Below are 21764 nucleotides of genomic sequence, written 5' to 3'. Positions count from 1 at the left end.
CCCCCTCCCGGCGGGGCGTACGGGAGGGGTGGCATGCTGGGCGGCATGCTCGCCGTGATCCGTTACTCGGTGCCGGGCGCCCGCGCCGACGAGTTCGCCGTCCAGGCGCGCGCCATCCTCGACCTGCTGGCCGCGCAGCCGGGATACCTGCGCGGGCAGATCGGCAGGTCGGTGGACGAGCCGGCCCTGTGGGCCGTGGTCACCGAGTGGGAGGGCGCGGGCTACTACCGGCGCGCCCTGTCGGCGGCGCGAATGGTCATGTATCCGCTGATGACCCTTATGATCAACGAGCCCGGGGCCTTCGAAGGCGTCTACGCGCTCCCGGGCGAGGGGGCGAACGCGGGCACCCCGGGCAAGGCTTGAGCGCGGGGGCGCCGGATTCCCCTAAGCTTGTGCCCAGATCCGGGCAGGTGGCCGGACGTCCCGCCGCCGGCAGGCGGCCAGCAGGCCCGCCCGCCTCAGCGATCAGCGCACCGCTGACCCCGATCTCAACGCCGACACCCAGCCGGATGGAGTTCCACTGATGGCACGTCGCACCGACGTCTTGGAAACGATCGTCAGCCTCGCCAAACGCCGCGGGCTCGTCTTCCCGTCGAGCGAGATCTACGGAGGCCTGCGGGCGTCCTGGGATTACGGCCCCCTCGGTGTCGAGCTCAAGAACAACGTGAAGCGCGAGTGGTGGAAGGCCATGGTGCAGGGCCGCGACGACGTCGTCGGCCTCGACTCCTGCGTCATCCTCGCCCGCGAGGTCTGGCAGGCCAGCGGCCACGTCGACACCTTCAGCGACCCGCTCACCGAGTGCCAGTCGTGCCACAAGCGCTACCGCGCCGACCACCTTATCGAGGCCTACGAGGCCAAGCACGGCGGCGAGCCGGCGGGCGGCCTGGCCGACATCACCTGCCCCAACTGCGGCAACAAGGGCGCCTTCACCCAGCCGAAGCAGTTCAGCGGCCTGCTGAAGACCTTCCTCGGCCCGGTGGAGGACGAGTCCGGCCTGGCGTACCTGCGGCCGGAGACCGCCCAGGGCATCTTCATCAACTACCTGAACGTCCAGCAGTCGGCCCGCAGGAAGATCCCGTTCGGCATCGGCCAGATCGGCAAGTCGTTCCGCAACGAGATCACCCCGGGCAACTTCATCTTCCGCACCCGCGAGTTCGAGCAGATGGAGATGGAGTTCTTCGTCAAGCCGGGCACCGACGAGGAGTGGCACCAGTACTGGATCGACGAGCGCCTGCGCTGGTACGTCGACCTCGGCATCAACAAGGACAACCTCCGGCTCTACGAGCACCCGAAGGAGAAGCTGTCCCACTACTCGAAGCGGACCGTGGACATCGAGTACCGCTTCAACTTCGCCGGCGGCGAGTGGGGTGAGCTGGAGGGCATCGCCAACCGCACCGACTTCGACCTCACCGCGCACGGCAAGGCGTCCGGCACCGACCTGTCGTTCTTCGAGCAGGAGTCGGGCGAGCGCTACGTGCCGTACGTCATCGAGCCGGCGGCCGGTGTGGACCGCGCGACGCTGACCTTCCTCGTCGACGCCTACACCGTCGACCAGGCGCCCAACGCCAAGGGCGTGATGGAGGAGCGGACCGTGATGCGCCTCGACCACCGCCTGGCCCCGGTCAAGGTCGCGGTGCTGCCGCTGTCGCGCAACGCCGACCTGTCGCCGAAGGCCCGCGACCTCGCGGCGCGGCTGCGCCGCCGGTGGAACGTGGACTTCGACGACGCGGGCGCCATCGGCCGCCGCTACCGCCGCCAGGACGAGATCGGCACGCCGTTCGCGATCACGGTCGACTTCGACACCCTGGAGGACCAGGCCGTGACGATCCGCGAGCGGGACTCCATGGCCCAGCAGCGGGTCGCGCTCGACCAGGTCGAGTCGTACCTGCGCCAGCACCTCAACGACTAGGTCACCGCGACAAGGCGCCTGTCCGGAAATTTCCGGACAGGCGCCTTCCGGGTTCAGGAAGGCGCTCGCCCAGAAGAAGCCGAACGCCTGCCCACAGCACGGTCCTCGGCAGGATCGTGCTGTGGGCAGGCGTGGTCGATCAGCGGTGATGTTGGTGCTGCCGGCCCGGTACAGGGCGGCCGGTCAGCTCCGGTCGATGTACCAGTTACCGCAGTAGCTGCCGAGCGCGTTGCGCGCGCACGCGCGGACCGCGTAGTGCCGCTGCTGATCGGTGTTCCAGTTCATGACGAGGTTGCTGCTGCTGGAGTTGTAGAACGGTCCGCACTGCTTCCAGCCGCCGTTCGCCTGCACCTGCTCCGTGGTGGGGAACATGGGCAGGCTGCTGGGCATCCCCTGCAGGCTACGGTCGACCCAGACGGTGTACCCCGAATCGCTCGGCGAGATCTGGGCGTAGCTGTAGTTGAAGGCACCGCCGTTCATCAGCTTGACGAAGCGTGCGTTTCCCAGGTGAATGTCGGCGCCGCCGACCTCCTTGTAGTAGTCGGGAACCCAGGTCTTGTCGCACTCGCCTGTGGTGGCGTTCGCGGCGGAGACCGGGCCGGCCGTCGTGGCCGCCGCTCCGATGACCGCGGCGAAGAGAATTTTCATGAAGCGCTTCGCGGTCGTGTTCCACCGGGCCCGGCGCGATGAGAATGACGTGGCCATCGGGGGAATCAGTTGGGATCGACCCAGAAGGCGTCGCGGTCCAGCAGCCGATCGCGGGTGACGAGTGCTCCGAACTTCCCTCCCGCGCCCGAGTTGTCCATGTCGAGGACCATGTCCGTGCTGTAGGCGCCGCCGCTCGTCCAGGCGCCCTCCCAGGTGCGCGCCATGGGGTATTCGTCGCATGTCAGCCCAGGTGGACGGGGCAGCGAGTCGGGGCAGGCCGTGTCCCGGTTCCTCCTGACCTTGGCCGGGTCGGCAAGCCGGTGAAGGGGGGTGGTGCCGGGGGCTCCCGGAAGCCCACTGGCCTGCGCACGTTTGATGTGCGCGCTGACCGTCGGGTAGGCGGACAGCCCGTCGAGCGTGGGGATGAAACTCGGGATGACGCAGCCGGCGCCGCCGAGAATCCTGTCGCAGCGGATGTCCGGCGAAGGGTACGGACCCTTTTCCGGCGGAAAGACATTGATCATCTCCGTGTCCCCGCCCGGATGCGTCAGCTGCAGCTCGTACGTGGTGATGACGGTGCGTATCCCGTCGAAGGGCACGTTCACGAGATGCGGGACGGACGGGGTCAGGTAGCGGGTGGAGTTCTCGGGCAGTGCGATGGGAGGGCCGAAGTCGCCGGCCGTACAGCCGTAGGAACAACTGACCGCCAGGCGGAAGCTGAGCGCGTCGTCCGGGACCAGTTCTCCCTCGGAGTAGAAGCGGACGATCGCGAAGACATCGGTGAGTTCCAGGCTGTCGTTGAACATGCCGATGAAATGCAGGTAGTTGATCATGGTGCGGCCGAGTAGGGCCCTCGTGGTGGTGTCGTAGACGCCGACGGACGCATAGTTGATCAGGCAGGCGGCGAATCGCCTGGTCTTCCACGCGCTCTTCGACTGATCGTCAGGGGGGTCGATGCACCAGGCGGGCAGGGGTGGCGGGTCGTCGGCGGCGCTCGTCGAACTCAGGACCGATCTGCCCGGCGGTTGTGTCACCGGCGCGACGCACAGCACCTTCCTCTTGCCTTGACGGGCGACGCGGTCATCCGGGCTCTGGTCGCAGTGGGGCGGGAGTACGGGCACGCGCTCGAGCACTTCGCGGCTGGAAGACCTGACCGGCCAGGCGCACATTCACAGCAACCCTGCGCGGGTCTTCGAGCAGCAGGGCCACCATGTGGAGGCGCTGGACAGCGCCGAGCACGCACTCCGGCTCTACCGGGCCGCCGGCCAGCGGCACCGGGAGGTCAGGGCGATCAGCGCGGCCGGCTGGTGCCACATCGCCGTCGGAAACCATCGGGAAGCGCTCGCCCACTGCCGGCAGGCTTCGACCTGGCTTCAGGAGGCCGGGGATCGCGACGGGAATCAGCCACCTGAGACACCCTGGGCCACGTCCACCATCGGCTCGGAGGGACTACGACCAAGCCGAGACCTGCTACCGGCGCGCGCTCAGTCGCAGCGCGTTCCCTTGGCCGGAACCTTCCCCTCCAGCAGGAACGCGTCGACCTTGTCGTCGATGCACCTGCTCTGGCCGTACGCGCCGTGGCCCTCGCCGTTCAGCGTCAGCAGCACGCCGGTGCGCAGCTGTTCGGCCAGCCGCGGCGCCCACTGGTACGGCGTGGCCGGGTCGTTCGTCACGCCGACGACGAGGATGGGGCCGGACCCGGTGGCGTCGACGTGCCTGGCGGCGTCGTCCCCGGGCACCGGCCATAGGCTGCACGACCCCGCGCTGATGGCGGTCGACGCGAAGATCGGGGTCTTCTTCTCCAGCCGCCGGGCCAGCTCCTCGGCCTGGGCGACCGAGGGCCGGTCGGTGCTGTCGACGCACAGCACCGACGGCAGCGAGAACTGCAGGGTGGAGTAAGTGCCGTCCGGCTGCCGCCCGGCGTACTGGTCGGCCAGCGCGAGCAGGCCGTCGAGCCTGCCCTTCCGGCCCTCGTCCAGGGCCTCGGTCAGCAGCGGCCAGGTGAGCTTGCTGTAGAGCGCCTGGGTGATGCCCGCCCGGGCCACGTCCTCGGTGACCGTGCGCGAGCCCACCTTCCCCGGCGTGCGGGACAGGGTGTCGAGGAGCTTCAGCACGGTGGCGTTCGCGGCGGCGGGGTCGGCGCCCAGCGGGCAGCTCGTCCGCGTCTTGGCGCAGTCGGCCAGATAGTCCTCGTACGCCTTCTGGAAGCCGAGAGCCTGCGTCTTGGCCATCTCGAGCATGCCGATCGAGGGGTCGACGGCGGAGTCGAGCACCATCCGCCCCACCTTCTTCGGGGACTGCGTGGCGTACACCGCGCCGAGGTGGGTGCCGTAGGAGAAGCCGAAGTAGTTGAGGCGCGGGTCGCCGAGGGCCGCCCGCAGCGTCTCCATGTCGCGTGCCGCGTTGACGGTGCCGACGTAGGGCAGGATCCAGCCCGCGTTGCGCTCGCACCCCTGCGCGAATCCGGTGACGAGTTTGGTCTCGGTCGAGGCGTTCTCGCTGGGCTCCCTGCTCACGTACTGGTCCATCTGCGGGCCGCTGAGACAGCGGATGCCGCTGCTGCGTTCCACGCCGCGCGGATCGAAGCTGACGAGGTCGTAGCGGCTGTTCAACGTGGAGAAGGCGTGGGCCGCGTTCATGAGCGTCGTGACGCCCGAGCCGCCGGGACCCCCGAAGTTGAAAACCAGGGAGCCGATCCGCCGGCCCTGGTCGGTGGCCCGCAGTCGGACCAGGGCGATACCGATCTTCTTGCCCTCGGGCTTGGCGTAGTCGAGCGGCACCTGGAGCGTGGCGCACTCGAAGCCGGAGGAGGAGGCGGTCTCCTCGCACGCCTTCCACGACAGGGAGGGCGTGGCCGAGGCGTACTCCTCGGGGGTGACCCTCGCGCCCCCGCAGCCGGCGGTCGCCGCCATCGCGCCGAGCCCGGCCACGGTCACCGCCATGACCCGCCAGATCCTTCGCGCCGACACCCCTCGCGACACTGAAACCCCTCGTGTTCGACTGCGTTCGGAGGGTGCCTCGTTTATATCGCAGACCGTCGCGCCCGTATGGCCGACGCACCGGAACTCACCGGAACTCACCGGAACGCCGCCTTACCGGACAATGGTCTAAACCATTTCCCCTCCGGTGGGGCGGGGCCTCCGCGGCGCACATGACGATGAATTGGTTTATACCAGTGTGCGCCCTCCGGAAAAATGGCCGATCTTTGATTGGATTAGACCTCTGCTAGCCCTTCTACCTGCTTAGACATCATATGTGGTGAAGGGTGATGTTTGGTGCTGCTTTTCCTAGGTACAGTCCGGTTGCGGGCCGCGTCCGCGGTTTCTTTGAAGTCGGCGAAGGAGCGTCACATGCCCAAGTACGTTTACGACTTCACCGAGGGCAACAAGGACCTCAAAGACCTCCTCGGTGGTAAGGGCGCCAATCTGGCGGAAATGACCAACATCGGCCTCCCCGTGCCTCCCGGCTTCACGATCACCACCGAGGCGTGCCGCCACTACCTCCGGCACGGCGGCGTGCCCGACGGGCTGGAGGGGGAGATCGGCGAGCACCTCGCCGCGCTGGAGGCGCGCATGGGCAAGCGCCTCGGCCAGGCCGACGACCCGCTGCTGGTCAGCGTGAGGTCGGGGGCCAAGTTCTCGATGCCCGGCATGATGGAGACGGTCCTCAACATCGGCCTCAACGACGACTCGGTCCTCGGGCTGGCCAAGCAGTCGGGCAACGACCGCTTCGCGTGGGACTCCTACCGCCGGCTCATCCAGATGTTCGGCAAGACCGTCCTGGGCATCGACGGCGAGCTGTTCGAGGACGCGATGGACGACCTCAAGGGCGAGCGGGAGGACACCGACCTCGACGCCGCCGACCTCCAGCGGCTGGTCGAGACCTTCAAGGGCATCGTCCGCGAGCGTACGGGCCGCGACTTCCCCGCCGACCCCCGTGAGCAGATGGACCTCGCCGTCGGGGCGGTCTTCGACTCCTGGAACGCCCCGCGCGCGATCCTCTACCGCCGCCAGGAGCGCATCCCCGCCGATCTCGGCACGGCCGTCAACGTCGTCGCCATGGTGTTCGGCAACATGGGCCCGGACTCCGGCACGGGGGTCGCCTTCACCCGTGACCCCGGCTCGGGACGCCAGGGCGTCTACGGCGACTACCTGCGCAACGCCCAGGGCGAGGACGTCGTGGCCGGCATCCGCAACACCGTCCCCCTGCAGGAGCTGGAGACCATCAACCCCGCGGCCTACCGCGAGCTCCTCGACATCATGGCGACGCTGGAGCGGCACTACCGCGACCTGTGCGACATCGAGTTCACGATCGAGCGCGGCAAGTTGTGGATGCTGCAGACCCGCGTCGGCAAGCGCACGGCCGAGGCCGCCTTCTGCATCGCCACCCAGCTCGTGGACGAGGGCCTCATCGACATGGACGAGGCGGTCATCCGGGTCACGGGCGACCAGCTCGCCCAGCTCATGTTCCCCCGCTTCGCCGCGACGGCGGGCAACCGCAGGCTGACCACCGGCATGAACGCCTCGCCCGGCGCCGCCGCGGGCAAGGCCGTCTTCAGCTCCGAGCGGGCCGTCGAGCTGGCCGGGCGGGGCGAGGCGGTCATCCTCGTGCGGCGGGAGACCAACCCCGACGACCTCGCCGGGATGATCGCGGCCCAGGGTGTGCTCACCTCAAGGGGCGGCAAGACCTCCCACGCCGCCGTGGTGGCCCGCGGCATGGGCAAGACCTGCGTGTGCGGGGCCGAGGAGCTGGACGTCGACACGCACGCCCGCCGCTTCACCGCGCCCGGCGGGATCGTCGTGAACGAGGGCGACGTGATCTCGATCGACGGCGGCACCGGCGCCGTCTACCTCGGCGAGGTCCCCGTCACCGCCTCGCCGGTCGCCGAGTACTTCGAGGGCGAGCCGGCCGGGGACGAGCTGGTCCGGGCCGTGGACCGGATCATGACCCACGCGGACTCCGTCCGCCGGCTCGCCGTACGGGCCAACGCCGACACCCCCGAGGACGCCGCCCGCGCCCGCCGCTACGGCGCCCAGGGCATCGGGCTGTGCCGTACGGAGCACATGTTCCTGGGGGAGCGGCGGCGGCTTGTGGAGGACCTGATCCTGGCCGCGACGCCCAAGGAGCGGCAGGTTGCGCTGGACGCGCTGGAACCGCTGCAGACCGGCGACTTCATCGGCATCCTCACGGCCATGCGCGGGCTGCCGGTGACGATCCGGCTGATCGACCCGCCGCTGCACGAGTTCCTGCCCGACCTCACCGACCTGGCCGTGAAGGTGGCCCTCGGAGGGGACGAGGCGGACGACCGGGACCGCAGGCTTCTCGAGGCGGTCAAGCGGCTGCACGAGCAGAACCCGATGCTGGGCCTGCGCGGCGTACGGCTCGGCCTGACGATCCCCGGCCTGTTCGCGATGCAGGTGCGGGCCATCGCCGCCGCGGCCCGGCGGGTCGAGGGCGCCCGGGCGGAGATCATGATCCCCCTGGTCGGCGCGGTGCAGGAGCTGGAGATCGTACGGGAGGAGGCGGAGCGGATCCTCGCCGAGGCGGGCGTGGAGGCGGCGATCGGCACGATGATCGAGGTGCCGAGGGCGGCGCTGACGGCCGGGCAGATCGCCGAGGCCGCCGAGTTCTTCTCGTTCGGCACCAACGACCTCACCCAGATGACCTGGGGCTTCTCCCGCGACGACGTGGAGAGCGGGTTCTTCGCCAGATACCTCGACCTGGGCGTCTTCGGGGTCTCACCGTTCGAGTCGATCGACCGCGAGGGCGTCGGACGCCTGATGCGGCTCGCGGCCGAGGAGGGCAGGCGGAGCCGGCCGGGCCTCAAGATCGGCATCTGCGGCGAGCACGGCGGCGACCCCGACTCGGTCCGCTTCTGCCACGAGATCGGCCTCGACTACGTCTCCTGCTCGCCGTTCCGTATCCCGGTGGCGCGGCTCGAGGCGGGCCGCGCCGCGCTGACCTGCGCGGAGTCCGACACGCGATGAGTTGAAATTCCACAGAACATCCGGACTGGTTGTGGAATGACCAGGTCGGAGTGGGGGTGGTTCACCGGGTCGCGCGACACGGCCCGGTGACCGTTGAAGCCGCCCGCCTGAGTGATCACTCTACGTACCTACCGCAAGGAAGGACGTGGAGTGAGAAGACGTCGCCGTCCGCCGGCGCTCGCGATCGCCGCGGCGCTGCTGTGCACCCTCCCCACGCTGCTCGCAGCCGCCCCCGTGTCGTCGGCCGTCCCGCCCGCGGCCACGCTGACGGGCCCGCCGGCCGCCGCCGGGGAGGCCCCCGCGGGGCGGGCGGACCAGGAGCCGTCGACGTCGAGGCAGTACGAGGTGGACGGCCCGGCCACCGTCGCGCAGCGCAGCGCGGTGGCCCGCACGGGGGCCGCGATCGACGAGGTGCACGGCCGGAGCCTGGTCGTCACCGCGACGCTCCAGGAGGCCGACGCCATCCGGCGGCTCGGGTTCAGGCTCACCGAGCTGGAACCCCCGGCTGAGCCCGGTGGCCCGCAGACCTTCGACTTCCCCTCGGGGGACTCCGGCTACCACAACTACGCCGAGCTCAGCACGCTGGTGGACCAGGTCGTCGCCGCCCATCCCGCGATCGCCCGCAGGTTCAGCTACGGCCGCTCCTACGAGGGCCGCGATCTGATGGGCATCAAGATCAGCGACAACGTGGCCGCCGACGAGAACGAGCCGGAGGTGCTGTTCACCGCCCACCAGCACGCGCGCGAGCATCTGACCGTCGAGATGGCGATCTACCTGCTGCGCCTGTTCACCGACGGCTACGGCGGCGACGCCCAGATCACCGACCTGGTGAACACGCGGGAGATCTGGATCCTGCCCGACCTCAACCCCGACGGCGGCGAGTACGACGTCGCCACCGGTTCCTACCGGTCCTGGCGCAAGAACCGCCAGCCCAACGCCGGCACATCCAGCGTCGGCACCGACCTCAACCGCAACTGGGGCTACAGGTGGGGCTGCTGCGGCGGCTCCTCGGGCACCCCGTCGAGCGAGACCTACCGCGGAGCGGCCGCCGAGTCGGCCCCGGAGGTCAAGGCGGCGGCCGACTTCGTACGCGGCCGGGTGGTCGGCGGCGTCCAGCAGATCAAGGCCGCCATCGACTGGCACACCTACAGCGAACTCGTCCTGTGGCCGTACGGGTACACGACGGCCGACACCGGCCCGGGCATGACGCAGGACGACAGGGACGCGCACGCCGCCCTCGGCCGCAGCATGGCGGCCACCAACGGGTACACCGCCGAGCAGGCGAGCGACCTCTACATCACCGACGGCTCGATCGACGACTGGATGTGGGGCACCTACAAGATCTTCACGTACACGTTCGAGATGTATCCCAAGGGGAGCAACCCCGGCTTCTACCCGCCCGACGAGACGATCGACCGGGAGACCTCGCGCAACCGGGCGGCCGCGCTGCTGCTCGTCCAGAACGCCGACTGCGTCTACCGGGTCATCGGCAAGGAGTCCGCGTACTGCGGCACGGGCACGCCGCCCGCCGTCGTCTACTCCGACACCTTCGAGACCGCGACCGGCTGGACGGCGAACGCGGCGGGCACCGACACGGCCACCTCCGGCGCGTGGGAGCGCGCCGACCCCGCCGCGACCTCCTCCAGCGGGGCCAAGCAGCTCGGCACCACGGTCAGCGGGAGCTACGACCTGGTCACGGGCGCCGCCGCCGGGACGAGCGCGGGGGACGGCGACGTCGACGGGGGAGTGACCACGATCACGTCGCCGCCGATCACGCTGCCGGCCTCGGGGACGCTCACGCTGTCGCTGTCCTGGTACCTCGCCCACGGGTCCAACTCCTCCGCGGCCGACTACTTCCGGGTGAAGGTGATCGGCGGCACGACGAGCACGGTCTTCGAGCAGCTCGGCGCGGCCACCGACAGGGACGGCGCGTGGAGCGTCGCCACCGCGTCGCTGACCGGGTTCGCCGGTCAGACCGTGCGCATCCAGTTCGAGGCGGCCGACCTGGCGACCGCCAGCCTCGTGGAGGCCGGCGTCGACGACGTCCGGATCACCAGGAACTAGACCCACTCCCAGCGGATGCCGCGTACGCCGGGCCGGGCGCCGGTGTCCACCAGATGGGCGGTTCCGAACGCGTCGACGCGCAGCTCGCCGGCGTCGCGGGGCGGCGCCGACGCGTCCGGCGACCAGGTGTGGAAACACCGCACCGGCAGCCGCCCGCCCGTGAACCGCACCTGCACCAGATGCTGCTCGACCGGGTCCCGCAGGCGCCGGTCGTACCGGTCGGCCGAGGCGATGGCGGTGACGTACTCCACGACGTGGGTCTCGCCGGGGGCGAGCGGGTGCGGGAAGATCAGCTCGGTCAGGAGCTCCGTGCCGTCGACGCCGCCGCGGCCGGGCCGGCACCACTCGGTGCGCAGCAGCCGGGTGCCCGGCGGATGGGCGACCACGTACCGGTCCACGCCCGGCGCGGCGGCCCGCAGCACGACGCGGGCGTTCACCCGATGCCGCCGGCCGGTGCTCACCACCACCTGCTCGTGGTGGCTGAGCACGGTGAGCGTCTCCGGCCGCCGTCCTCGCGGGCGGGGCGGCCCGAGCAGGCCGATCAGGGCGTATTCGGGCAGGGACAAGATGACCTCGAGCTCCCGGACCGCCGCCAGGGAGGCGGCGCGCTCGGGCCGGGACCGGCCGCGCTGCCAATAGCTGAGGCTGGACAGGCTGACCTCGAATCCCCGCTCGCGCAGCCGTGAGTGCAGGCGGTCGAGGCTCAGGCCCCGCGCGCGGATGGCGGCCCGCAGGGCGCGCTCGAAGGGCCCGGACCGGAGGACCTCCGCGAGCTCGTCGTCCACCACCAGGGCTCCTCCCCGGAAGCGCCAGGGCGGGAAAAGCCGAGTATCACTCGCGACCGCTTACCCGGCAAGAGGGCAATCTCCCATCGGACTACCGGATCTGTCGTGAAACCCGACCTTCGCGGGTACGCTCCATTCCCCGCCGCCACGGGGCTTGCCACAGGGAAGGAGGACGCATGGCCCGCTATGACGAGCACGACCAGGCGCGGTGGGTGCCGGAGCCGCCGGGCAACCCCGAGCGGAGCGCGTTCGAGCGGGACCGGGCACGCGTGCTCCACAGCGCCTCGCTGCGCAGGCTCGCCGCCAAGACGCAGGTGGTGGCCCCCGCCGACTGCACCGGCCTGCACAGCCCCCGTACGCGGCTGACCCACTCGCTGGAATGCGCGCAGATCGGCCGGGAGATGGGCAAGGTCCTCGGCTGCGACCCCGACCTGGTGGAGACCGCCTGCCTCGCCCACGACCTCGGCCACCCCCCGTTCGGCCACAACGGGGAGGCCGCCCTCGACGAACTGGCGGCGCCGTGCGGCGGGTTCCAGGGCAACGCGCAGAACCTGCGCCTGCTGACCCGGCTGGAGGCCAAGGTCATCACCGAGGACGGCCGCAGCGCCGGGCTCAACCTCACCCGGGCGACGCTCGACTCGGTGTGCAAGTATCCCTGGGCCGGGTCGTCCTGCCGCGTTCCCGGCGTCCCGCTCGCCGGGGAGGGCCAGCCGTACTGCGTCTACCCCGACGACCTGGCGGTCTTCCGGTGGGTGCGGGAGGGCGCGCCCGACTACGCGGTCGGCTTCGAGGCGCAGGTCATGGACTGGGCCGACGACGTGGCGTACTCGGTGCACGACCTGGAGGACGCGCTGACGTGCGGCCACGTCACGATGGCGGCGCTGCGCGACCCGGAGGAGCGGCTGGATGTGTGCCGCCTGACGAGGCAGTGGTACGCGCCCGACGCCGGCCTGGAGGAGCTGGCGGAGACCTTCACGCGGCTGATCACCGAGCCGCTGTGGCCCGCCGCCTTCGACGCCGGGCTCGCCGACCTCGCCGCGCTCAAGCGGCTCACCAGCGCGCTCATCGGCCGGCTGTGCCGCTCCGCGCAGGACGCCACGCGCGAGGCGTACGGCTGCCGCCCGGCGCCCGCCGGCCGGAGCGCCCCGGGACGGTACGACGCGGACCTGGTGGTGCCGAGGACCACCCGGTTGGAGTGCGCGCTGCTCAAGGGCGTGACGGCTCACTACGTGATGTCGAGGGAGGACCACCACGCCGTCCAGGCCCGGCAGCGGGAGATCATCGCCGAGCTGGGCGACCTCATCCTCCGGGGCGCCCCGGCGACCCTGGAGCCCGCCCTGCGGCCGCAGTTCGAGCAGGCCGCCGACGACGCGGGACGGCTGCGCGCGGTGGTCGACCAGATCGCCTCGCTCACCGACGCCTCCGCCATGGGCTGGCACCGGCGCCTGTCCGCGGCCACGCGCCGCCGCCTCAAGGCCGGCTGACCGCGCCCGCGCGTCTCAGAGCGGGATGACCACCGTGTCGTTGTCGTTGTCGTTCTTCTTCTTGGGCGGCTTGGTCTCGTCCGGGGTGGGCGTCGTGGGCTGCTTCGACGAGTTGGACGAGTTGGACGAGCCGGAGCACAGTTGCGTGCAGGGCGGGGTGGGGCCCAGCCGCTTGCGCAGCGTCAGCATCGCCTTGCGCGGGGAGACCGTGCGGTTGCCGTCGTCCCAGGCGTCCAGGTACGGCCACGGCGGCACCACGCCCCGGCGGACCCACCAGTACTGCGGCTCGACCGGCCAGGAGATGGCGAAGTAGAGGTTGCTCGCGGTGTCGCGGGCGTTGCCCGTGTTGCCCACGCGGCCGAGCAGTTGCCCGGCCTTGACCTTGGTGCCCGGTGTGACGTCCTCCTCGACGGAGTCGAGGTGGCCTCCGAGGTACAGCACGCCGTCCTCGCCCTTGACCGTGACGAACCGGCCCTCCCGGTCGGTGCCGCGGTCGGTGGAGGGCGTCCAGAGGTTCCTGACGTTGACCTCCTGGACCACTCCGTCGACCGGCGACACGAACGCGCAGCCCTTCTTCGCCCAGATGGTGGTCTTGGGCAGCACGAGCAGCTTGCGGGAGTACGACACCTTGCAGCCCTTGATGGGGAAGGCGTACGTGTAGGGGGACATCTTCGGCGGCGGGACCCGCACCGGCTCGTCCCCGGGCGGGGGCACGACGTGACCGGGCTGGGAGTCGTCGGTGGCGGCCGTGATGCCGTTTCCGGGCGGCGGCGTGGGCGGCAGTGTGCTCACTCCCGCGACCCCGGCGGGCGCGCCGCAGGACGCCGCGACGAACGCGGCGCCGGCGAGGGCGGCCAGTCTCCCCGATCGCATGATCTCCACCTGGTCGACGTTATCGAACCTTTCCTTTGTAACGGACCAAGCCGTACATCACGACCTGTTCCGGAAAGTCGTGACATGTCCTCGACGTCGGCGGCGGGGCGTCCGGGCTGTCGGGGGCAGGCTCTAGACTCGCCAGCGTGGCAGGGCGAAGCGGTCGGATCAGTGACGAGGACATCGCGCTCGTGCGGGAGCGCTCGCCGATCGCCGACGTCGTCGGCGAGCACATCCAGCTCCGCAACGCGGGCGGGGGCAACCTGAAGGGGCTGTGCCCGTTCCACGACGAGAAGTCGCCCTCCTTCAACGTCACCCCGGCCCGGGGCTACTACTACTGCTTCGGCTGCGCCGAGGGCGGCGACGTCATCACGTTCGTCCGCAAGATCGAGAACCTGACGTTCACCGAGGCGGTCGAGCGGCTCGCCCAGCGCGCCGGCATCCAGCTCCGCTACGAGCAGGGCGGCTACGTGCCGGGGCGCGAGCAGGGCGAGCGGCTGCGGCTGATCGAGGCGCACCGCGCCGCCGCCGAGTTCTACGCCGAGCGGCTGTCCGGCCCCGAGGCGGCGCCCGGGCGGCGCTTCCTGTCCGAGCGCGGCTTCGAGCGGGCCGACGCCGAGCACTTCGGGGTCGGCTACGCGCCCAACGAGTGGGAGGCGCTGTCGCGGCACCTGATGGCCCGCGGGTTCACCTCCCAGGAGCTGATCAAGGGCGGCCTGGCCCGCGAGGGCAGGCGTGGCCCCGTCGACCGGTTCCGCGGCCGGCTCGTCTGGCCGATCCGCGACATCACCGGAGACGTCATCGGGTTCGGCGCGCGCAAGCTGCTCGACTCCGACGACGGCCCCAAGTACCTGAACACCCCCGAGAGCCCGATCTACCACAAGAGCTCGGTGCTGTACGGCGTGGACCTCGCCAAGCGGGAGATCGCCAAGCGGTCCCAGGCCGTCATCGTGGAGGGCTACACCGACGTCATGGCCTGCCATCTGGCCGGCGTGCCGACCGCGGTGGCCACCTGCGGCACCTCCTTCGGCGAGGAGCACATCAAGGTCCTGCGCCGGCTGCTGCTCGACCAGGCCGAGTTCCGGGGCGAGGTGATCTTCACCTTCGACGGGGACTCGGCGGGGCAGAAGGCCGCCCTGCGCGCGTTCGCCGACGAGCAGAAGTTCGTCACGCAGACCTTCGTCGCCGTGCAGCCCGACGGCCTCGACCCCTGCGACCTGCGGGTCAAGCAGGGCGACGCCGCCGTGCGCGACCTGATCGCCAGCCGCGAGCCGCTGTTCGCCTTCGCCATCCGCAGCACCCTGTCCCGCTACGACCTCAACACCAACGAGGGCCGCCTGGCCGCGCTCGACGCCGCCGCGCCCGTCGTGGCCTCGATCAAGGACCCAGGGCTGCGCAAGACCTACGTGGTGGACCTCGACCGCTGGATCGGCTTCATGGACGAGGGCTTCGTCATCCAGCGCGTCCAGCAGGTCGTGGGGCGGACGCAGGACGGCGCGCACGCTCCCGGGCGCAGGCAGGCCGGCCGTACGGCGGCGCAGGAACGGCCCGCGCCCGTGCGGCAGGAGCCCCTGGACCCCGCCGTCCGCCTGGAGGCGGAGGCGCTCAAGCTCGCCGTGCAGCGGCCCGCGCTGCTCGGGCCGGAGTTCGACGCGCTCGGCGCGGCGACGTTCACCCTGCCCGAGCACGTCGCCCTGTACGAGGTCGTCACGGCGGCGGGGGGCACCGTCGCCGGAGGACCGGGCGGGCGCGAGTGGGTCGACCGGCTGCTGGAGCAGGCCGACGCCGCGGCGCCGGGTGCGACCGGCTTCGACCTGAGGTCGCTCGTCACCCGGTTCGCGGTCGAGGCCGTGCGCGCCGACGTCAACGTCGAGGAGCGGTACGGCGCGGCCGTCCTCGCGAAGATCCAGGAGGTCGCGGTGGGCCGGGCCGTCGCCCAGGTGAAGTCGCGGCTGCAGCGGCTCAACCCGGTCGAGGAGCAGCAGGAGTACAACCGGCTGTTCGGCGAACTCGTGGCGCTGGAACAGCAGCGACGGGTGTTGCGAGAACGCGCGAGTGGGGCCTGAATAAACGTCCCTTTCCAGTTCTCACAGCAGTCAAACATACATTTTGATCTCGATTCGGTATTGACTTCCGCCTTACCTTGGGTGACAAAAATAGGCCTGCCATTTAGTGGTGCCTTTCCTGCACACTGTGTTGCGTGGGTGCATCGGTGCTGCCAAGCAGGCCGCCATCGGTAGACCAGGTGGCGGACCTCGTCGCGAAGGGAAGGGAACGCGGGAGCGTCACGGTTGAAGACGTGGCCGCCGCGCTCGACCGATCCGAGTTGCCCGCCGACGCGCTGGAGCGCGTCGTGCGGATGCTCGCCGAGAACGGAGTTGAGGTCCTCGAGCCGCAAGGCGACGAGGAACCCGGCAAGCCGGACGAGGAGGATATCGGCAAACGCGCTCCGACCAGCGACCTGGTCAGGATCTACCTCCGGGAGATCGGCAGGGTTCCGCTGCTCACCGCCGAAGAGGAGGTGGAGCTGGCCAAGGCCATCGAAGCGGGCCTGTTCGCGGAGGACAAGCTCTGCGAGAGCCCCGCCGCCAGGTTCGCCCAGCCGGAGCTGGAGGACCTGGTCTGGGAGGGCGTCCGCGCCAAGCAGCGGCTCATCGAGGCCAACCTCAGGCTCGTGGTCTCCATCGCCAAGCGCTATGTGGGCCGCGGAATGCTGTTCCTGGATCTCATTCAGGAGGGCAATCTCGGTCTCATCCGTGCGGTCGAGAAATTCGACTACACCAAGGGATACAAGTTCTCGACCTACGCCACGTGGTGGATTCGCCAGGCGATCACCCGGGCGATCGCCGACCAGGCGAGAACGATCCGGATTCCCGTGCACATGGTCGAGACGATCAATAAATTGGTCCGGGTGCAGCGGCAGCTCCACCAGGATCTCGGCAGGGAGCCCGCGCCCGAGGAGATCGCCGCCGAGATGGACCTGCCCATCGACCGCGTGGTGGAGATCCAGCGCATCGCGCAGGAGCCGGTCTCGCTCCAGGCGCCGATCGGCGAGGAGGACTCCGACCTCGGCGACTTCATCGAGGACGCCGACGCGGTGGTGCCGATGGAGGCCGCGGCCTTCATCATGCTGCAGGACCAGCTCGACGACATCCTGGCCACGCTGTCGGAGCGCGAGCAGCGGATCATCCAGCTCCGGTTCGGCCTCTCCGACGGCCACCCCCGCACATTGGAGGAGGTCGGCCGGGAGTTCGGCGTGACGCGTGAGCGCATCCGCCAGATCGAGTCCAAGACGCTGGCCAAGCTGCGCCACCCCACCCGGGCCCAGACGCTACGGGACTACCTGGACTGACGCTCCCCGATCGGCGCGGACGAGCGCCTCCCGGCTCACGGGAGGCGCTCGTCCGCGTCCTGGGCCGACGGCGCGACGCGGGGTCCATGGAGCGACGCGGGGTCATGGAGCGATCCATGTGCGAGCCGCGCCGAGGGGTGCCACCATCGCCGGGCGATCGGAAAGGTGGATGACATGAGTGAGCCCGCGGTCCGGCCGAACGAGACGACGGTGCCGTTGATGCCGTGCGCGTCGCCGGAGGAGACCCTGGCGTTCTACGAGGCGCTGGGGTTCGAGGCGACCTACAAACAAAGCAGGCCCTATGTCTATCTGGCGCTGCGGTGGAGCGGATTCGATCTGCACTTCGGCCCGGCGCCCAAGGGCCTGGACCCGGCCCGGGAGGAGTCCGGAGGCTGCCTGGTCATGGTCGACGCCGTGGCGCCGTACCACGCGGAGTTCGTCGCGGCGATGCGCCGGGTCTACGGGAAGGTGCTGAGCTCCGGCCTGCCGCGGATCACCCGCTACCGGCCCGGCGCGTCCCGGTTCACGCTGATGGATCCGTCCGGGAACTCGATCATATTCATCCAGCGCGACGAGCCGGCCGAGGTGGAGTACGGCGGTTCGAAGAAGCTGACGGGCCTGGCCAGGGCGCTCGACAACGCCCGGATACTGCGCGAGTTCAAGAACGACGACCTGCAGGCCTTCCGTGCGCTCAAGTCCGCGGTGCGCAGGCACGGCGCGGACGCCTCGCCGGTCGAGCGGGCCATCGCCCTGTGTCACCTCGTCGACCTGGCCACGGTCCTCGGTGAGCCTGCCGATCCCTGGCTCACCGATCTGCGTGGTCTGGAGCTCACCGCCGACGACAGGCGGCGAATCGAGTCGGAACTCGGGCATCTCGCCGGACTTCAGGACTGGCTCCCCTGAGCGCGACGCGGCTTCCCGCCCGGGTTCCGCGGCTCCCGCGCTCGGAGCCCGTACGACAGGAGGGACGGGGCCGCCGGATAGCCTCGGGGGTGTTAACGGTCGTCGTACGCTGGCGGTGCCTCTTGACTCCTCCCAAGCCCTCGCTGTCCCGCCTGTTCGGCTCCCGGCTCCCTCGTGAGGTCCGTACGGCTCTCGCGCTGGAGAGCGGCGAGCACCCGATCAGCCACGCGCGTACGCCGGAGGGCGGCCACGTCGTCGCCACCACCCGGGCGCTGCACCTGCCGGACGGGCCGCGCCTGCCGTGGCACCTCATGGACAAGGCCGTGTGGGACGAGGAGGGAGTGACGGTCACGATGACGGACGGATCCGTCCACCGGACCCTCCTGCCCGAGCCGGGCAGGCTGCCGGAGACGATCCGCGAGCGGGTGACCTCGACGATCGTCGCGAGCCGCCATGTGACCATCGACGGCCGCGGGGGAGTGCGCCTCGTCGCCCGCCGGATCCCGGGCTACGACACCCCGCGCTGGGAGTTCATCTTCGACCCCGGCCTCGACGCGAAGGACCCGGGCCTGCGCGCGCACGCCGAGCAGGCGCTCGAAGAGGTACGGCGCAGCCTCGGCGTGTGAAGCCGGCGAACCCGGGCAGGGGACTCGGCGGGGACGTCCGGCTCTGCTCCGGTGGCCTGGACGGGACACCGGAGCAGAGCGGAGCCGGCGACGACCGGAAGAGGATCTTTACGCCGCGCTGTCCTCGATCGCCCCCGTCCGGGCCGGACGGCCGCGCACGGAGCCTGCCGCGTCGCCGAGCAGGGGCGTGCGTCACGTGCGATTGAGTTCCCCGACGCGCAGGGCGCCGCCGTCCAGCCGGCGGCCCTGGCACAGGAACAGATAGACGACCCCCGCCGCGACGGCCGCGGCGCCGGCCAGCAGCGCGGTGACGCCCCACACGGTGTGGAACAGCTCGGGCGGCGCCTGCTGGAGCAGCACGAATCCGCCCATGACGAGGACGAACCAGCCGAAGCCCCTGCGCAGGCGGTCGGCGTGGACGCGCCCGGCCAGCCAGCCCCCGGCGAGACCGCCGGCGACCGCCATCGCCGTGACGGGCAGGGCGATCGACCAGTCGACGGGGACGGTCTGCAGGTAGCCGGCCAGCCCGGCGAACGACTTCATCGCGATGACCACCAGGGAGGTGGCGACGGCTGTGCTCATCGGCATGCCGCCGAGCAGCACCAGCGCGGGGACGACGAGGAAGCCTCCGCCGGCCCCGACCAGGCCGGTGACCAGGCCGACGACGACGCCTTCGACGAGGACGTGGAGGATCGGCAGATCCTTGTGGGCCCCCGCGGCCTGGGACGTCCCGCGGCGGCAGATCATGGCGACGGCGGTGGCCGCCATCATCAGCGCGAACCCCGCCAGCAGCGCCGCCGTGGGCAGGCGCGGCCCGATGAGGCCGCCGCCGTACGCTCCGGCCATCCCGGCCAGGCCGAACACCAGCCCGGTCCGCCACCGGATGCGGCCGGCGCGGGCGTGGCCGACGGCGCTGACCACGCTGGTCACGCCGACGACGAACAGGGACATGGCGATCGCGGACTTGGCCGGGACACCCGCGACGTAGACGAGCAGAGGAACGGTCAGGATCGATCCGCCGCCGCCGAACAGGCCCAGGGTCAGGCCGACGACGACGGCGCCGGCCAGAGTGAGAGCGGTCATGTCGTCGTCTCGATCCGTCAGGCCGCGCTGCGGCCGGGGCGGCGGATACAGGCGAGAGCGGCGTCCACGTCGGCGCCCGCGCCGCGGTTGTACGGCAGGCGGGACAGCAGCATGCCCATGGCGCAGGTGTCGGTCAGCCCGGCGAAGACCAGGCCCGCGCCGACGAAGGCGCCGGCGAAGCGCGCCCCCGGCAGCCACAGGTCGGCCACGATCGAGGCGAGCACGATGCCGCCCGCGACCACGCGGACCTGGCGTTCCAGGCTCCACCGCTGTCTGCCGCGCACCACGGGGGCGCCGGAGGCGATCCAGGCGTTCATCCCGCCGGTGAGCACGACCGTGTCGGGCAGTCCCGCCTCGCAGAGCTTCTTGTGCGCCTGGGTGGCCCGGCCGCCGGACTGGCAGATGAGCAGCATCCGCCCGCCGGCGTCGGCGACGATCCGCCGCAGGTGGGCGTCGACCTGGTCGAGCGGCAGGTTGATCGCGCCGCCGATGTGCGCGGTCTCGAACTCGGCGGGGGTCCGCACGTCCACGACCAGCACGTCGGGGTTGGCGGCGATCAGCGCACGGGCGGTCGCGGTGTCGATGTTCGGGGATTCGGTGTTCACGGCTTCCTTCTCGTTCTCGTATGTGGGGTCTGGGGTCAGGCAGCGCGGCGGGTCCGCAGCGTGGCGACCACGTCGGGCACGCCGGCGCCGTCGAGCGCGACCGGCGTGTATCCCGCAGCCGCGAGCAGCGTGGCGGCGATGGCCGCGCGCCGGCCCGATCCGCAGGCCACGAGCACCGGGCGCTCGCGGTCCAGCTCGGCGGGGACGCCCTCGGTCACCAGGTCGGGGAGGAAGCGCTCGACGGCTCCCTCCAGGCGCACGGCCTGGCGTTCGTTCGGCATGCGCACGTCCAGCACCTGGGCGCCGGGCTGGACCGTCCGTGCCGTGAAGGCCGCCAGGTCCAGCCGTTCGAACGTCGCGGTCGCGGCCGGGCCGAGGTCGCGCACGACGCCGCGCACGGTGTCGATGCCGATCTGCGCCAGCTGGGTCACCGCCTCGCCCGCGTCCTGGCCGGGCTCGGCCACGAGCACGATCGGCGACCGGTACGGCAGCAGCCACCCGGCCCAGCTGCCGAAGTCCGCCCCCAGCTCGATGCCGACAGAGCCGGGCAGGAAGCCGTCCGCCTGCCTCTCGCGCGGGCGGATGTCGACCACGCGCACGTCCTGGGGCAGGTCGGCGACGGCCAGTTCGGGCGCGCCGACGGAGGGCATCGGCGGCACGCCGAGCGTGTTGGCGGGGCCCATGTACCGGTAGAAGGCCGGGATCGGCATGGGTGCGGCGAGCAGTTCGTCGGCCAGTTGTTCGGCGTCCTCGATGGCGAGCAGCGGGTTGGACCTCATCTCCTCGCCGATCGTCGAGGTGTAGCGGCCGGCCCCGCTCGCGCTGCAGAACGACCCCTCGCCGTGCGTCGGGAACAGCCCGACCTCGGGCGGCAGCGCCGCCAGCCGGCGCAGGGAGCCGTGCTGCAGCCGGGCCAGGGTCCGGGCCCGGGCCATGCCGAGCAGGTCGGGCCGGCCCGCCGAGGCCACCAGGAGGCTGCCGCCGGAGAACACCGCGACCGGCTCACCCTCGATGAGCACCAGGTAGCTGGTGTGCTCGGGGGTGTGCCCCGGGGTGTGGACCGGCCGCAGGGACAGGCCGTCCCCTCCCTCGATGTCCTCCAGGTGGAACGCCGGGGTGTGAGGGTAGGCAGGCGCGGCGGCGGCGGGCAGGACCAGCTCGGCTCCGGTGCGCAGAGCCGCCTGCTCGCCGCCCGACACGTAGTCGTTGTGCAGGTGGGTCTCCAGCACGAAGCGCAGCTCCACGTCGCGCTCGGCCGCCGCCCGCAGGAACCTGTCGATGTCGCGCTGCGGGTCGACGAGCACTCCCTTGCCTTCGTGGGTCAGCAGGTAGGTCTGGTCACCGAGACCCGGAGTGCGGAAGGACACGATCTCCATAGGGGAACACCTCATTTCCATATACCCCCGGGGGTATGTGACGGGCCTGAAAAACCGTTGACCGCGCCT

Annotated in this window: 17 protein-coding genes; 9 read left to right on the top strand and 8 right to left on the bottom strand. The window is 71.0% G+C overall.

Translation table 11 applies throughout. The annotated features are described in order from the left end of the window. Positions 1 to 45: 45 nt before the first annotated feature. Complete coding sequence (locus HHX30_RS03065; protein WP_169979066.1) at positions 46 to 363, top strand: antibiotic biosynthesis monooxygenase; 318 nt, start codon at positions 46 to 48, stop codon at positions 361 to 363. 160 nt (positions 364 to 523) lie between these two features. After that, entirely contained in the window at positions 524 to 1909 is a 1386-nt protein-coding gene (locus tag HHX30_RS03060) for a glycine--tRNA ligase (RefSeq protein WP_169979064.1), read from the top strand. Positions 1910 to 2092: 183 nt separating this feature from the next. Here HHX30_RS03060 and HHX30_RS03055 read toward each other — a convergent pair whose 3' ends face one another. The 3 genes from HHX30_RS03055 to HHX30_RS03045 form a co-directional block, all read right to left on the bottom strand. After that, positions 2093 to 2557 (bottom strand): hypothetical protein, encoded by a 465-nt coding sequence (locus HHX30_RS03055; protein ID WP_169979062.1) that lies wholly within the window; start codon positions 2555 to 2557, stop codon positions 2093 to 2095. Between the two features lie 65 nt (positions 2558 to 2622). Further along, positions 2623 to 3591, bottom strand: coding sequence for a hypothetical protein (locus HHX30_RS03050; protein WP_169979061.1), 969 nt, complete (start codon positions 3589 to 3591; stop codon positions 2623 to 2625). A 450-nt stretch (positions 3592 to 4041) separates the two neighbouring features. Further along, positions 4042 to 5499, bottom strand: coding sequence for an alpha/beta hydrolase (locus HHX30_RS03045; RefSeq protein WP_169979059.1), 1458 nt, complete (start codon positions 5497 to 5499; stop codon positions 4042 to 4044). Between the two features lie 408 nt (positions 5500 to 5907). Between HHX30_RS03045 and ppdK the strand changes: the two genes are divergently transcribed. Continuing rightward, complete coding sequence (ppdK, locus tag HHX30_RS03040; RefSeq protein WP_169979057.1) at positions 5908 to 8544, top strand: pyruvate, phosphate dikinase; 2637 nt, start codon at positions 5908 to 5910, stop codon at positions 8542 to 8544. A 150-nt stretch (positions 8545 to 8694) separates the two neighbouring features. Continuing rightward, on the top strand, positions 8695 to 10608 hold the full coding sequence (locus tag HHX30_RS03035) for a M14 family zinc carboxypeptidase (protein WP_311922055.1): 1914 nt from the start codon (positions 8695 to 8697) through the stop codon (positions 10606 to 10608). On the opposite strand, the gene HHX30_RS03030 is transcribed toward HHX30_RS03035, so the two are convergent. After that, a complete protein-coding gene (locus HHX30_RS03030) occupies positions 10605 to 11396 on the bottom strand; it encodes a hypothetical protein (RefSeq protein WP_311922054.1) in 792 nt (263 codons plus the stop codon). The two genes, HHX30_RS03035 and HHX30_RS03030, sit on opposite strands and share 4 nt — an antisense overlap. A gap of 173 nt (positions 11397 to 11569) precedes the next feature. Between HHX30_RS03030 and HHX30_RS03025 the strand changes: the two genes are divergently transcribed. Next, a complete protein-coding gene (locus HHX30_RS03025) occupies positions 11570 to 12877 on the top strand; it encodes a deoxyguanosinetriphosphate triphosphohydrolase (RefSeq protein ID WP_169979052.1) in 1308 nt (435 codons plus the stop codon). Between the two features lie 15 nt (positions 12878 to 12892). Here HHX30_RS03025 and HHX30_RS03020 read toward each other — a convergent pair whose 3' ends face one another. Next, positions 12893 to 13750: a M23 family metallopeptidase gene (locus HHX30_RS03020; RefSeq protein ID WP_169979777.1), complete on the bottom strand. Its 858-nt coding sequence runs from the start codon at positions 13748 to 13750 to the stop codon at positions 12893 to 12895. 146 nt (positions 13751 to 13896) lie between these two features. On the opposite strand from HHX30_RS03020, the gene dnaG reads away from it, so the two are divergent. The 4 genes from dnaG (at position 13897) to HHX30_RS03000 (ending at position 18631) form a co-directional block, all read left to right on the top strand. Continuing rightward, positions 13897 to 15816 (top strand): DNA primase, encoded by a 1920-nt coding sequence (gene dnaG / locus HHX30_RS03015; protein ID WP_169979050.1) that lies wholly within the window; start codon positions 13897 to 13899, stop codon positions 15814 to 15816. A 146-nt stretch (positions 15817 to 15962) separates the two neighbouring features. After that, the gene (gene rpoD / locus HHX30_RS03010) at positions 15963 to 17102 is read left to right on the top strand and encodes an RNA polymerase sigma factor RpoD (protein ID WP_310741755.1); all 1140 of its coding nucleotides are present in this window, start codon (positions 15963 to 15965) and stop codon (positions 17100 to 17102) included. A gap of 174 nt (positions 17103 to 17276) precedes the next feature. Then, positions 17277 to 18005: a glyoxalase gene (locus HHX30_RS03005; RefSeq protein ID WP_169979046.1), complete on the top strand. Its 729-nt coding sequence runs from the start codon at positions 17277 to 17279 to the stop codon at positions 18003 to 18005. Between the two features lie 122 nt (positions 18006 to 18127). Continuing rightward, a complete protein-coding gene (locus HHX30_RS03000) occupies positions 18128 to 18631 on the top strand; it encodes a hypothetical protein (protein ID WP_249349528.1) in 504 nt (167 codons plus the stop codon). A 192-nt stretch (positions 18632 to 18823) separates the two neighbouring features. On the opposite strand, the gene HHX30_RS02995 is transcribed toward HHX30_RS03000, so the two are convergent. Genes HHX30_RS02995 through HHX30_RS02985 form a run of 3 tightly spaced genes read right to left on the bottom strand, consistent with a single transcriptional unit; the run spans position 18824 to position 21695 of the window. Then, positions 18824 to 19714, bottom strand: coding sequence for a sulfite exporter TauE/SafE family protein (locus tag HHX30_RS02995; RefSeq protein ID WP_169979044.1), 891 nt, complete (start codon positions 19712 to 19714; stop codon positions 18824 to 18826). Between the two features lie 17 nt (positions 19715 to 19731). Continuing rightward, positions 19732 to 20319, bottom strand: coding sequence for a rhodanese-like domain-containing protein (locus HHX30_RS02990; RefSeq protein ID WP_244313006.1), 588 nt, complete (start codon positions 20317 to 20319; stop codon positions 19732 to 19734). Between the two features lie 35 nt (positions 20320 to 20354). Then, entirely contained in the window at positions 20355 to 21695 is a 1341-nt protein-coding gene (locus HHX30_RS02985) for a rhodanese-like domain-containing protein (protein WP_169979042.1), read from the bottom strand. Positions 21696 to 21764: the final 69 nt, after the last annotated feature.

Source organism: Microbispora sp. H10836 (assembly GCF_012999525.1).
Taxonomy (GTDB): Bacteria; Actinomycetota; Actinomycetes; order Streptosporangiales; family Streptosporangiaceae; genus Microbispora.
This window is presented reverse-complemented; position numbering and strand designations above follow the sequence as displayed.